The 14,666-nt window shown below is 41.3% G+C and carries 10 protein-coding genes; 9 read left to right on the forward strand and 1 reads right to left on the reverse strand.

The genetic code is table 11. The features are described from left to right. Nucleotides 1-11 precede the first annotated feature (11 nt). The 9 genes from AC4J95_RS17080 (at nucleotide 12) to AC4J95_RS17120 (ending at nucleotide 13,837) form a co-directional block, all read left to right on the forward strand. Nucleotides 12-7,268 carry a Spy0128 family protein gene (locus tag AC4J95_RS17080; protein WP_494550902.1) on the forward strand — a complete coding sequence of 2,419 codons (7,257 nt, stop codon included), beginning with the start codon at nucleotides 12-14 and terminating at the stop codon, nucleotides 7,266-7,268. A 27-nt stretch (nucleotides 7,269-7,295) separates the two neighbouring features. Beyond that, nucleotides 7,296-7,604: a DUF2089 family protein gene (locus AC4J95_RS17085; RefSeq protein ID WP_494550903.1), complete on the forward strand. Its 309-nt coding sequence runs from the start codon at nucleotides 7,296-7,298 to the stop codon at nucleotides 7,602-7,604. A 47-nt stretch (nucleotides 7,605-7,651) separates the two neighbouring features. Beyond that, on the forward strand, nucleotides 7,652-7,900 hold the full coding sequence (locus tag AC4J95_RS17090; RefSeq protein ID WP_494550904.1) for a hypothetical protein: 249 nt from the start codon (nucleotides 7,652-7,654) through the stop codon (nucleotides 7,898-7,900). A gap of 95 nt (nucleotides 7,901-7,995) precedes the next feature. Next, nucleotides 7,996-8,733 carry an AAA family ATPase gene (locus AC4J95_RS17095; protein WP_494550905.1) on the forward strand — a complete coding sequence of 246 codons (738 nt, stop codon included), beginning with the start codon at nucleotides 7,996-7,998 and terminating at the stop codon, nucleotides 8,731-8,733. Nucleotides 8,734-8,808: 75 nt separating this feature from the next. Continuing rightward, complete coding sequence (locus AC4J95_RS17100; protein WP_494550911.1) at nucleotides 8,809-9,447, forward strand: DUF998 domain-containing protein; 639 nt, start codon at nucleotides 8,809-8,811, stop codon at nucleotides 9,445-9,447. A 130-nt stretch (nucleotides 9,448-9,577) separates the two neighbouring features. Next, nucleotides 9,578-10,687, forward strand: a complete 1,110-nt coding sequence (locus tag AC4J95_RS17105; protein WP_494550906.1) for a hypothetical protein — start codon at nucleotides 9,578-9,580, stop codon at nucleotides 10,685-10,687. Nucleotides 10,688-11,030: 343 nt separating this feature from the next. After that, nucleotides 11,031-11,855 (forward strand): class I SAM-dependent methyltransferase, encoded by an 825-nt coding sequence (locus AC4J95_RS17110; RefSeq protein WP_494550907.1) that lies wholly within the window; start codon nucleotides 11,031-11,033, stop codon nucleotides 11,853-11,855. A gap of 59 nt (nucleotides 11,856-11,914) precedes the next feature. Then, the gene (locus AC4J95_RS17115) at nucleotides 11,915-12,607 is read left to right on the forward strand and encodes an aspartate/glutamate racemase family protein (RefSeq protein ID WP_494550908.1); all 693 of its coding nucleotides are present in this window, start codon (nucleotides 11,915-11,917) and stop codon (nucleotides 12,605-12,607) included. Between the two features lie 12 nt (nucleotides 12,608-12,619). Beyond that, the gene (locus AC4J95_RS17120; protein WP_494550909.1) at nucleotides 12,620-13,837 is read left to right on the forward strand and encodes a glycosyltransferase; all 1,218 of its coding nucleotides are present in this window, start codon (nucleotides 12,620-12,622) and stop codon (nucleotides 13,835-13,837) included. Nucleotides 13,838-13,917: 80 nt separating this feature from the next. Here the strand turns inward: AC4J95_RS17120 and AC4J95_RS17125 are convergent, their stop codons facing one another. Next, a complete protein-coding gene (locus AC4J95_RS17125; protein ID WP_494550910.1) occupies nucleotides 13,918-14,490 on the reverse strand; it encodes a hypothetical protein in 573 nt (190 codons plus the stop codon). Between the last annotated feature and the right edge of the window lie 176 nt (nucleotides 14,491-14,666).

Below are 14,666 nucleotides of genomic sequence, written 5' to 3' on the forward strand. Positions count from 1 at the left end.
GATGGAACAGGATGAAGCACCTAAAGAAACTATGGTCAGTAACAGCGATTTGTGGGATGTTGATCGGGATTTTACCGCTGTCGATCTTTGCGGCGACGATTGAAGCCGCTGATGTGGTGATCAATCAAGCGACGATCACCGATACAGAAGATCAAGAGATCACGGAAAGCAATCGTGTAAAACACAAAGCTACTGTAAAAACAAAACTAAGCTGGTCATTAACTCAGCCGACATTAATAGAAGAAAACACACTGCTGTCGATCAATCTGCCAGCTAATCTAAACTACCCAGATCAGTCTGGTAGCCTAGGCGAGATGGGGAACTATCAGGTCAGCAATCAGCAGCTGATTTTCCAATTCAATAAAAACTACCAAGCGACTGAAGACGGACGTGCCCCCGACTTTGCTAGTGCGAAATTTTACGAAGGCGTACTGGAGCTGACCGCTGAAACCACGTCAGAAGATTTGGAAACGGAAACCGTTGACTTTGGCAATAACCTTGTGTCAACACTCTATTACGATAAGAAGGTCGATCCAGCAGCTGATCCGCTTGAGGTGCAAGAAGCAGTAGCAGAAAAAATTCAGCCGCAAGCACATAATCCGAATTTGAATGAGCGTCTGGAACAATTTTTTACAAATATCAAAATCACTGATTTAGAAGGAAATGCCTTTACAGAGGAAAATCCTGCGGTTAAGGATGCAAATATCCTGATCCACTTTGACTGGGCGCTAGCTAATGAAGAGGATATTAAAGCAGGCGATACGTATACCTATCAATTACCAGATTACTTTTCCATTCATAATCCTGTAAATGGGATTCTTAAAAATGGAGAAAACGGTCCAACCCTTGGAAGTTTTGTCTTGAACGAACAAGGATTGCTGACAGTGATTTTCAATGGGGAAGGTGAAATGCTTTCTGACCGTTCAGGAACGATTGATTTAAAAACAGAGTTGAAAATAGAAACAGAGGAAGAAACCGTCAGTATCGAAATGCCGCTAAAAGAAGAGGATAATCAAAAGATTACCATCATTCTACCGGTGGCAAAAGCAGATATTCGCAAAGAAGGACTGGTCAAAGACAAAAGCGTCAATTGGACGATCTATGCCAATGAAGAACGCTTAAATCTGAAAAATGCGAAGATTACCGATGACCTGCCAGAAGGACTAAAATTCGCATATGCAGAGTACTTTATTTTAAACGATCAAAATAACTGGGTCGCGCCACCTTCTGGCTTCATCAAAGAAGCTCATCATAATGATATACGCCGTTATGAATTTACGTTCCCAACTAGTGCAGAAACAGGAATGAATGTACCAGTAAAAATCATTATCCATACGACGATAGAATCCAAGGATATCACGAGTTTTAAAAATAAGGTCAAAATTGAAGGCAGCAACTTCAATACGAATTTAGCAGAAGCTTCGGTGACTGTTGAAGAGAAGCGGAATAGTAAAAACTTGTCTTCTTATGATTTAGCGAAAGGCATCTTGAACTGGAAAGCTAAAGCCACTTTTGATGGCGAAAATGGCCTCTTCAGAGATTGGATGTACGATAAAGTAAAACCAGAAACAGCGGTTCACTATTTGAAGAAGGATACACTTGTAGTCACTGACGAAAACGGAACTGCGCTCACTGAAGGCACGGATTATACCTTTTCTCTGGAAAATAAGGACTATGCGATGAAGGATGGGGAGTATGTCTATTTTACGTTAAAATTCAAAAATCCCGGTGTCTACCACATCACTTATCAGTCGGAAGCCTTTGAAAAACCGCTTAAACCAAATTCCTTCATTATGAATTATGCAGAAGTTACTGATAATGGGAAGACAGAATATTTCAGCGGGAATGAACAAATTAAAACGGATGGAAGATTAGGGGTTAAAAAAACGAGTCCGAGTATCGATTACACGAACTCTGAGATCGAATATAAGATTGATATCAATACGGAAAAAATAAAAATGATCAATGGGGTAATTACCGACCGTTTTCAAAATCTAAGCGGAAGCTATAAGAGTGCGCAGCAGCTGTTGCCTGAAACCTTGCTGCTGAAAACAAAAGGTGGAACAGAACTAAAAGCAGGTGATGATTATGAATTGGTTGAGCTGCCAGATTGTCCAGCCTATAAAGGCGGCTTCAGAATCAAGTTAGAAGGTGCTTTTTCTGAGACTGAGGAGACACTCGTCCTAACGTATAAAGTTAGGTACTTTTTAGATGAGCAAGACAAAGACGCGAATGGTCTTGCCAGCAAACGCTTCGACAATAGCGTGATCGTTTCATTTACTGGTGAAGATGAAAAGGAATATATTGATGGTGCGGAACTAGCTGTCTGGTTAAGTGATCCGATCGTTCATAATGGCTATAAATATGGGATGTACATTCCTAAAGATGGGGATGTTACCCAGAAATTGGACATGAATGGACTGAATCCATATGATGAGCCGAAAGCACCAACAGATAGTGTATATTGGTCGGCTGTTTTCAACACTTGGAATACCACGGTTCCAGCAGGAACAGAAATCACTGAGGCTTTAGGTGAAGGCCAAGATTTGCGCAAGCTGGTAATTTACGATGTAGAAATCAATTCTGCTAAACCCTATAACGTAAATAAGTTGGTTTATGAGTGGGAGCTGAACAAGGATTATACGATTGAAAATAATTCAGAGGGCGACCCTGTTATTAAGCTGTTAAAAGACAAACCCAGAATATTTGCGATTTTTGTCGCAGCGGAGGCATCGGATGAGGTCTATCGCTATAAGAATGTTGCCACGCTGGCAATGCCAGACGGAACGGAATTACCCGTTGAAGGAATGGTTGAAAAAAGTGCAAAGGATGATTGGCTTAATAAGGACGGAACTCAAGGAACTGGTGAAAATTATCGCTATATCAACTGGTCTGTCACTTTAAATAAGGACAGTCATATCGTTCATAATCCGCGAATTGAGGACACGATAAGCACGAACACACAGACATTTGTCTATGATTCTGATAAGAACGTAGTCGTCAACGTTTATAAAGCAAAAGTAAATGATCAAGGTGGGTTTGTAAAAGATGGACCAGCCATTGATCTTCCAGAAAAACCGACCGTTTCGATTGATGCCGTAAATGGAACCCAAACATTGTCTATAAAATTAGGGGATCAAATCGATTCTCCATATATTGTTGAATACCAAACGTTGTTAGACCCAGGGATCGAGAATAATGAAGTAATCAGCAATAGTGCCACTTTGATCGGAGAAAAAACAGAAATTCATCAAACGACCAAAGAAATCCAGATTAAGTCTACTGATGGTGAGGGAACTTCCAGCGGGAAAAATGGGGTTCTCAAGTTTGAAAAAGTGGATAATCAAGGAGAATTCATTATCACCGATTATGCTTTATTCGATCTGTATCGATTGGATAAGGATGGAAATGAGTCATTACTATTACCAGACATTAAGGTATTGGGAAATAAAATCATCACGGATGATGGTGAAATGGATCAAATCTCAAATCTTCGCTATGGAACGTATGTATTGAAGGAAAGCAAAGCTCCAGATGGCTATACGAAAGATGAAACAAAGCATACGATCACCATTTCCAGTGAACTGGTCACCCATACTTTCAAGGTTGTTAATAATCCAGAGCTGAGCGCATCGATTCAGTTGAAAGCGAAAAAAGACCTGAACGGCCGCACGTTAAAAGACAAAGAATTCAGCTTTAACTTAAAAGGGGCCGGTGTGGATCAAACCGTAGGAAATGATGCGGATGGGAACGTTCAATTTGATGAAATTCTGTATTCAGAAAAAGGCAAACACGAATACACGATCTCCGAAGTGATTCCAGCAGATAAGGAACCGGGCATGACTTATGATGAGACGAAATACAAAGTCACGGTCACGGTAGAAGAAAAAGCCGGCAAGCTGGAAGCGACAGCTGTATATGAGGATGTAGAGAGTGGTAATGTACCAATCTTCAAAAACACGTATAAAGCTTTACCAACCAGTATCAAACTAGCAGCGCAAAAAGAATTAAGTGGACGCGAACTACAAGACAAAGAGTTTAGCTTTAACTTAAAAGGCGAGAATGTCGATCAAACAGTCAAAAACAATAAACAAGGGAAAGTAGAGTTTTCAGCGATTGATTATGAAAAAGCAGGAACCTATGAGTACACAATTTCCGAAGTGATTCCAGCAACACCTGAAACTGGTATCACTTATGACGAAACAAAATACAAAGTCACGGTCACAGTGGAAGAAAAAGCCGGCAAGTTGGAAGCGACAGAGGTATACGAAAATGTGGAAGCAGGCAAAGTCCCACTATTCAAGAATGCTTATAAAGCCTTGCCGACCAGCATCAAGCTCGAAGCACAAAAAGAATTAAGTGGTCGCGAACTACAAGGCAAAGAGTTCAGCTTCAACCTAAAAGGTAAAGATGTTGATCAAACTGTTAAAAATAATCAACAAGGGAAAGTAGAGTTTTCAGCAATTGATTATGAAAAAGCCGGAACCTATGAGTACACAATTTCCGAAGTGATTCCGTCAACACCTGAACCGGGCATGACTTATGATGAGACGAAATACAAAGTTACGGTCACGGTAGAAGAAAAAGCCGGCAAGTTAGAAGCAACAGCTGTATATGAGGATGTAGAAAGTGGCAAGGTACCAATCTTCAAAAACACGTACAAAGTCTTACCAACCAGTATCAAACTAGCAGCGCAAAAAGAATTAAGTGGCCGCACTCTTAAAGATCAAGAATTTAGTTTTACTCTAAAAGGCGAGAATGTTGATCAAACGGTTGAAAATGATGAACAAGGGAAAGTAGAGTTTTCAGCGATTGATTATGAAAAAGCAGGAATCTATGAGTACACGATCTCCGAAGTGATTCCGTCAACACCTGAAACAGGCATGACCTATGACGAAACAAAATACAAAGTCACGGTCACGGTAGAAGAAAAAGCCGGCAAGTTAGAAGCGACAGAGGTATACGAAAATGTGGAAGCCGGCAAAGTTCCAATCTTCAAAAACACGTACAAAGTTTTACCAACCAGTATCAAACTAGCAGCGCAAAAAGAATTAAGTGGCCGCGAGCTGAAAGACGAAGAGTTCAGCTTTAACTTAAATGGTAAAAATGTCGATCAAACAGTTAAAAATAATCAACAAGGGAAAGTAGAGTTTTCAGCGATCGAATACGACAAAGCAGGAACCTATGAGTACACGATCTCCGAAGTGATTCCAGCAACACCTGAAACAGGCTTGACCTATGACGAAACAAAATACAAAGTCACGGTCACGGTGGAAGAAAAAGCTGGCAAGCTGGAAGCGACAGAGGTATACGAAAATGTGGAAGCAGGCAAAGTCCCACTATTCAAGAATGCTTATAAAGCCATGCCGACCAGCATCAAGCTTGAAGCACAAAAAGAATTAAGTGGTCGCGAGCTGAAAGACGAAGAGTTCAGCTTCAACTTAAAAGGTAAAGATGTCGATCAAACAGTCAAAAACAATAAACAAGGGAAAGTAGAGTTTTCAGCGATTGATTATGAAAAAGCAGGAATCTATGAGTACACGATCTCCGAAGTGATTCCGTCAACACCTGAAACAGGCATGACCTATGACGAAACAAAATACAAAGTCACGGTCACGGTAGAAGAAAAAGCCGGCAAGTTAGAAGCGACAGAGGTATACGAAAATGTGGAAGCAGGCAAAGTTCCACTATTTAAGAACGCGTATAAAGCATTGCCGACCAGCATCAAGCTTGAAGCACAAAAAGAGCTGAGTGGCCGCGAGCTGAAAGACAAAGAATTCAGCTTCCATCTAAAAGGTAAAGATGTCGATCAAACAGTCAAAAATGATGAACAAGGAAAAGTAGAGTTTTCAGCGATTGATTACGACAAAGCAGGAACCTATGAGTACACAATCTCCGAGGTGATCCCAGCGGATAAGGAACCAGGCATGACTTATGACGAGACAGAATATAAAGTCACGGTCACCGTGGAGGATAAAGCTGGCAAGCTAGAAGCCAACGCAGTATACGAAGATGTTGAAACAGGCAAGGTCCCAGTCTTCAAGAATACTTTCTTGTTAGCGAATAAGTTGCCGGCAAAAATTACCTTGGCTGCGCAAAAAGAATTGAGTGGTCGTCCGTTAGGGGCTGGCGATTTTAGCTTCAACCTAAAAGGCGAGAATATCGATCAAACAGTCCAAAACGATGAAAAAGGCAACGTTACTTTTGAAGAGTTGAGCTATGACACAGCCGGAACCTATGAGTATACAATCTCCGAGGTGATTCCAGCGGATAAGGAACCGGGCATGACTTATGACGAGACAGAATACAAAGTCGTGGTTACAGTGGAGGATACTGGCGGCAAGCTAGCGGCCAAAGCGGAATACGAAAATATCGAACCAGGCAAAGTTCCAGTATTCAAAAATGTCTACAAAATCGCACCGACCAGTATCAAACTGGAAGCTCAGAAAAACTTAACGGGCCGCAAGTTGAAAGACCAAGAATTCATCTTCAACCTAAAAGGTGAAGGGGTCAATCAGACAGTTAAGAATACTGCTGATGGAAAGATTGCTTTTGCTGAGATCGACTATACAAAAGCGGGGATTTACAACTACACGATTTCCGAAGTGATCCCAGCACAAAAAGATTCAACGATAACCTATGATGACACCGAGTTTAAAGTCATTGTCAAAGTCGAAGAAAGAGCCGGGAAACTTGAAGCGAACGCCACTTATTCAGTGAATGATCCGAACAGTGACCTTCCGACCTTCAAAAATCTGTATACACCGGAAAAAGAAGTGCCGACAGGTGAGATTCTATTGAAGAAAGTCGACAGCAAGACAGGCAAGACTTTGGCAAATGCCGAATTTAAACTGGTTGATGAAAAAGACAATCTGATTAAGGAAAAGATCGTCACTGGCGAAGATGGCACGATTATCATCAAGGGGCTGTCTGATGGAAACTACAAAGTGATTGAAACGAAGGCACCAAAAGGCTATCAAATTGATGAGAAGCCAGTCGAGTTCTCGGTGAAAAATAGTCAGGCAAGTAAAAAAGAGATTAGTAAAGCCAATGACCGGATCGGTTTGCCTAGCACAGGCGATTCCAATAGCACGGGAACAACCAATGTCCAGACCAACACAACCTATCGGAATGGGGCTGGAAGCAGTTCAACTGCAAAAAGCCTGCCATCAACTGGAAGCACTCGCAGTACCGGCTTGATTGTTTTAGGGCTGTTCTTCCTAGCCATGATCGCCCTGGTTGTATTCGGAAAACGTAAGAAAATTTAGCTTTATCCAGCAGAAAAGAGGTGGCTAATGAGAACCAATGCAGAACCGACGTGGATTTCGGAGTTAAGTGAAGAGGAGCTTGAATTTGTTAAGCTGTTCATACTTTCATCGGGATCTATTAAAAAATTAGCAACGATCTATTCCGCAAGCTATCCAACGCTGCGCAAGCAGTTGGACAAACTTATTCAGAAGGTTCGGATCAGTGAACGCAAAGAGAATGATAAAGTCATTCAAATGATCCAGCAGCTTGAAAAAGAAGGAAAAATTGATCAGGAGATTGCCGATACAGTTGTACAAGAATACGGAAAATCCCTCAATTGTTTGCTTGCAGATTAAGTGAAAGTTCCAAGTCTTGCCTTATCTAAGGAAGACTTGGAACTTTTTTGCGCTTAGAAAAATCGTATTATTGGAGTTTGCTGTCAGTCAAATGTCCAAGGCAGGATGACAAAAGCTTTACGATCCGCGCTTTAGAAAGTGGCAATAACACCAATATCTATTGCCAACGGGGAATCGCAGCCGTCAACCTTTCCACCAATATGCGAAATATCCACTCAGTAAACGAAACGATCGCTATTGCAGATTTGGAAAAGATGCTGGAAATCCTGAAGCGGATGATCCAAGAAATAGAATAAAACTACTTAAAAGTCGATGGAAAGCATCGGCTTTTTTTCTCCGATGCTTTTAGGTATGATGGATAACAAAAGAAGCGAGTGAAGGAGGCGACAGGATGTTTGTTCATGAACTGAAGTTAGTGAGTATTAAGGATCAGACGGGTTATCCTTTTGATGTGTTTGCAATCAAAGAAATTATCCGAAAAGGGAGTTTGACTTTCGATCGTCCAGTGACCTTTTTATCTGGTGACAATGGAACTGGCAAGTCGACGATTTTAGAAGCAATCGCGGTAGCCTATGGGATTAATCCAGAAGGCGGTAGTCAGAATTTTAATTTCCATACGGTAGATAGTCATTCGGATTTGCATGAAGCCGTTCGCTTAATCAGAAAAGGTGCCATACCAAAGACCAAGTTCTTCTTACGTTCGGAGACCTATTACAATGTTGCTTCTGAATTGGAAGAGTTGTCGCGTGATCCGATGGAGGGCGGCTTCGCCTATGCTTCTTACGGCGGACAATCCCTACACACCCGCTCTCATGGCGAAGGTCTGCTGTCGATCATTGAAAATCGTTTTGGCAAAGACGGCTTTTATCTATTGGACGAGCCGGAGGCAGGACTGGCGACTAGTCGGCAATACACGCTGCTGCAAGAAATCCATCGTCTAGTAAAATCCAACTGTCAATTGATCATCGCTACCCATTCGCCAATATTGATGGCATATCCGGATGCGACGATCTATCAATTCTCGGAAGCAGGAATCGAAGCCTTGTCGTTGGAAGAGACGATCGCGTATAAGGAAACCAAAGTTTTTTATGATGATCCGCAGCGGATGATGTATTATCTGCTGGATTGATCAGGGGCTATCTTTTTCTTGCTGAAATGTTCAATGCTAAAATAGTCTTAGCTAGGAAATGGGGAGATGGAAAAATTGGGTTTCTTGAAGAAATACGGCTTTCACTTTTTATTAATAGGTGTCGTTGCCGATTTTTTAACACCATATATTTTGGGTATTTTTTATCCTGAACTCAATCAGATGACCGCTGTGATGAGCTTGTTTGGTGATGTTGGCAGTCCGGTTTGCAGCGCCTTTTTAATCTGGTCGGTGGTGGCTGGCTGTTTTTATGTTCTATCGCTGCCTGCTATCTACACAACCTTCAAAGAAACTTCACGACCTTTAGCCTGGTTAGCGACAGCAGCGATCGGAACTTATGGGATTGGCGATTGTATTTTCACGGGGGTGTTTAGTGTGGATACGGCTGATTCACAGTGGAATTTCTCAACGTGGGTCCATAATATTGGCTCGGGAATCGGCTATGCCGGCTTTTTGCTTTTCCCGTTGTTTCTCTATTTGATTTATAAAAAGCAGAGGAATCGCCAAACAAGTCGTCATTATTTCGTCTTACTGATTCTAAGTTTGGCGGTTGCCAGCATTTACGGCTTAGCTCGTATCCCGTTCCTGAATCAGTTTACTATTTTTCAGCAGCTGGGCTTTTGGCAGCGAGTAAGTTTTGTTTTCAATTATCTGCCGATCATACTTCTTGCTAGTAATCAGGTTAGGAAATATTAGAAATTTTTACTATCTTAAAAATAAATGAGTATTTTGTGATAGAAAAATTTGTATTAATGTTTCTGTACCTATATGATGGAGAAAAGAACAGTGACCAAAATATTTCTATTCCACAATGGGGGAGACCAACATGAAAAAGTTTAGCCTGGTTATGGTATTAGCGTTGGCATTAGTTTTTTTTGCCGGATGTAAAAAGGAAACACAAAAGGAATTTACCGCGGAATTGGCGAAGCAAAGTGAAATGAACGCCGGGAAATACTCGATCGTGATTGATAAAATGACGATAACAGGTGAGGATGAAGATACACGAACACGTGCTTCGATGGATATGGCAGCAAAAATGATCAGCGGTACAAAAATTTCAGGGGACTATCTAAAAGATAGTGAAAAAGAGCTGATCGCAATGAATATGAACATTGATGTGTTAGGTCAGAAGATCCCGATTGATTCTTTCATGGATCAGAAGAAGAAATCAATGTATCTGAGCACTGGTTTCATGACTGAGATGATGAGTATCATGAAGGAATTCGATGCGGACTTCTCATTTGAAGCGAAGGATCTGGAGCAGTTGGATGGCAAATACATCCATATGACTGAAGAAGATATGAAAAAGCAGGCAGATAATAAGACAGATACGGACTCGCTTGCTGATGGCTTCAATGCGAAGCTATTCAGTGATTACCTAGACACGTTGGAATCTGATTCTTTTGAGAAGAAGGATGACACAATCAAACGGACCTTCACGAAGAAAGACATTCAAGGCTACATTAAATACGCCAAAGAAAATGGCAATAAAGACGAGAAAAAAGCGGCTGAAGAACTAGCAGATAATATTGACGAGCTGACAAAATATGAGCAAACCACGACATTGAATACGAAAAAGAACTCACAAAAAACAACGATGAAAATCGCTGCTAAAAATGACGGCGCGACATATTCACTTGATTTGACCATGAACAATCAAGCGAAGGAATCAAAGAAAAAAGTTGAGTTGCCAAAATCAGCAGATACGATGTCGATGGAGGAGTTCGAGAAAGTCTTTGAAAATACTCAAAAGAATAATTCACTTGTGTCGGAAGAAGACTTCAATGATTTATTAGCTGCTATCAGAAGTGGCGGAAATCAGTTGTCCCAGGCGCAAATCGAACAATTCAAACGGACCTATAAGCCTTACTTGACTGAAGAACAATACAAACAGCTGGAAGAAGCATTGGATCAATCCATTCAAACATCCGTCTGATTTCACGAAGACCAATCATTTTTTAGATGATTGGTCTTTTATAATGGTTCGGACGAGTTTATATAATATTTTGAGTAAAAGACATCCGGTACCTGCTTTTAGCTAACCGTGAATTATGCTAAACTTAATTTGACGACAATTACAAAAAGAAGATAAGAGGCGATTTTGGTCCGGCGCACTATTCATTCCGCAATTGAAGGATTCTAGTGAAACGTGGAAAAGTATCTGACATCGAATAAACTGAAAATTTTCGCAAGAAAAGACAGTTTATTTGGTGTGCAGAGCTTTTTCATGTTTTTTTGTTGTCTGTTGGATTGTCGTCAGTGAGAAAGAGGAATAGAAAATGATGGAATTCATTAAAAAAGATGTAGCGATTTTTAGTCAAAGCAAGGATTCAATTTGGTTAGATACACACTTAGCCCCACAAATGTTGGCGGCGCACTTAGATACTGAATTTGACGGAGCCACCAGAAATGCGGAGTATATCAGCCAGTCAATGGAATGGTTAACACAAAAATGTCCAGCACAGACTTATCCAAAGCTGTTGGATCTGGGCTGCGGACCGGGAATCTATGCCGAAAAATTTTATGAAGCGGGCTACCATGTAAAAGGGATCGACTTTTCTGAGTTGAGTATTGCTCATGCGCAAAAATCAGCACAGGAAAAAGGATCTATCATTGATTATCAATGTGGAGACTATTTGCAAGCTGATTTGGGAAATGAGGTGTATGACCTGATCGTTCTGATTTATTGTGATCTAGGTGTTTTTTCACCAGAGGATCGAAAACGCGTGTTTGAAAAGGTTTATGGCGCGTTGAAAAAGGGCGGACGTTTCATATTTGATGTGTTTACACTTCAAAAATACGCAAAGTTTGAAGCTGGGAATATGTGGCAGCTAGAGGAAGATAATTTTTGGACAAAAGACGCTTGTCTACATTTATCGGCTCAGAAAAGTTATCCTGAAACGAATACCTATTTGGATCAGCATTATCTGCTTTATCCTGATAAAATCAAAGAATTTTTCATTTGGGAGACTGTTTTTAGCAAGGAAGAAGTTTTAGCTGAATTACAAGCTGTTGGTTTTGCCACTAGTGAAGTATTCGGGGATATTCGCGGAACTGCTTATACACCAGAATCAGAAACCCTCTGTTTTGTCGTCGAAAAATAGAATACGCCTCCTGTTTCTTGTTATAATGGAGAAATAATTAAATAAGACGAGGTGGAAGTATGAAAACGATCGGATTATTAGGCGGGATGAGCTGGGAAAGTACGGTGACCTACTATACGCGGATCAATGAATTGGTGAATCAACAATTAGGCGGTCTGCATTCGGCGAAAATCAAATTGGCGAGTGTTGATTTTGAAGAGATCGAAAAATGTCAGGTGGCCAACAAATGGGAAAAAAGCGGTGAGATTCTTGGTAAAGAAGCGCGGAGCTTGGAGCAGGCGGGTGTGGATCTGCTGTTGATCTGTACGAATACGATGCATAAGGTCGCGCCGCAGATTGTTGAGTATTTGTCGATCCCGATCCTGCATATCGCGGATGCGACGATCGCCGAATTGCAGGCGAATCAAATCAAAAAAGTTGCCCTTTTAGGAACAAAATATACGATGACCCAAGACTTTTATAAGCAAAAAATCATCGATAGCGGGATCGATGTATGGATTCCGAATGAAGCAGAGATCGAAAACGTGAATCAAATCATTTTTGACGAATTGTGTCATGGCAAGATTTTGACTGATTCTAAAGCAAAATTTATTGCGGTAATTGAAGAGGCGATCAAGGCTGGAGCAGAGGGCGTAATCCTGGGATGTACTGAGATTGGTTTGCTGATCCGGCAAGCGGATGTTTCGATTCCGGTTTTTGACACCACCGAAATCCATTCTCAAAAGGCCGTTGAACAAGCATTGGCAGATTAAGCGAGGTTCGTGATGGAGACGATTCTTTTTGCACCAGCAACCTTCAATTTAGCGGAAACGACGCGGATGATCGAGATCGCCAAGGTGATGCGGCGGAACCATCATTGTGTTTTTTGCGGTTTCTCCGAGACGTATCTGGATTTGATCGAAGAAGCGGACTTCGAGGTTTCTTTGCTGAGCCCGAAGCTGACATCAGAACAAGAAGCCGCGATCATGAAATTTGATCAAGGCAAAAGCTTGAAGAATCCTTTTACCACTGAGCTAGTTGCTGAGCGTGTCGCGAGTGAGTTGGCACTAATTGAAAAGCTGACTCCTCGCGTGATCGTAACTGGCAGCAATGTAACGATTTTCTTATCGGCGCGCATCGCCAAGATTCCGCTGGTTTACGTCAAGCCTGTAGCGATGTCGCGGCCGCATTTCAATCATGAAGCAGGCTGTGTGATCCCTAGTCAGTTGGGCAATAAAAAGCGACTATGGCGAGTGATGCTTAGAATTGCTAAAAAGCTGACCTGGAAGCCTAGCGCTTTTAAAAAAGTTGCAGCAAGCTATCAATTGAAATTGCCTAAATACACATTAGATATGTTGGACGGCGATTTGAATTTAATCACCACCCATCCGAACTTCACAACGGAGCTAGAATTTCCTGATAATTATCAATCTGTTGGTCCAATTTTCGCTCATTTGCCTTATGAGATTCCCGTGGAGGTGCATCAGGTGATCGATCAAGCACGAGCCAGCAATAAGAAAATTGTTTATTTTGCGATGGGGAGTTCGGGCAATCGCTCATTGATTGAGAAGGTGCTGGCCTATTTTGCTCAAACCGACTTTGAAGTGATCGCTCCGATCAAACGCTATTTACCAGACGATTTTATTGCCCGCAACATCCATATCTTTGATTGGTTGCCAGCCTTGGAAATTTCTGAATTGGTAGATTTTTCTGTGATTCACGGCGGGGAAGGAACGGTACAAACGGCCTGTTCTGCGGGGAAACCCTTTATCGGGATCGGTCTGCAATATGAGCAGGAGGTCAATGTCGCCTATTGCGAAAAATTCGGAAATGGGATTGCCTTAACCCAAAATAAGGTTTCAGCGCAAACCCTGGAACGTAGTATTGAGAAGCTTCAGTTACGGGAAATCCGGGAAAAAGCCTTGGAAATGCAGCGATCAATGAAACGTATCAAGGGTGCTCAGACCGCGGCAAAAATAATAAAACAGCATTACCTCGAATGAGTACTTGACCTAAAGTAACAGGAAGACTTACACAAAAAAAGACATCTGGATTCTCAGCTAAGAAAATCCAGATGTCTATTTTAGTGTTTTCGATTATATTTCCGCATGAAAAGTCCAGCAATCAATCCAAGCGCGCCACAAGCTAGTAGCACGATAATCGTAATAAAGCTCATTTCTAAAATATTGTAGACGCTGGTTTGATTAGCGATCACGTTTGTGGCAAGTACGGTTGGAATCGCGAGTAAAGAAGCAGCTCCAAGACAAGAGCCCATATTCCAATGCAGTACTTTGCGAATGCCGATGTTGATCCATAAGTAAGCGATCCAAATCAATGCAATCGGCAACCCAATTGATCTCAGCCAGAAAACGGGAGTGTCTAAGAAGTAATTATTGATTGTTCGTTCAAGCACCATAAAGTAAGGGATGACCAAAACTGTAAAGACCGTACTAAAGTGAATAAAGCGGATATTCTTGCTGAAAAGCAGCGCGTCCAATAAAGTACCACCAAAAATTAAACTACTACCAACGATCCGAAACCAAGTAAATTGGTGATCGATTGCCAAATTCGTAACAGCTGTTATTGCAAATGCTAAAAAAAATAAAACCCAGAAGAACTTTCTACCAATGTTCACTTTTTTATCTGAATCCTTCATATGTTTTTCTCCTTTTGCTCTTTTCTAAAGTATACCAGCCTTCTGATTTGCTTAGTATCAGACTTACGTCGCATTTTTAGCTACAACCTGTCGACCAATCAAAAAAATCCAATATCAGATTATTCGTCTGACATTGGATTAATGATTATTTCAATTCACCATAAATATCTAAAAAT

Source organism: Enterococcus sp. GPZ-007 (assembly GCF_059374735.1).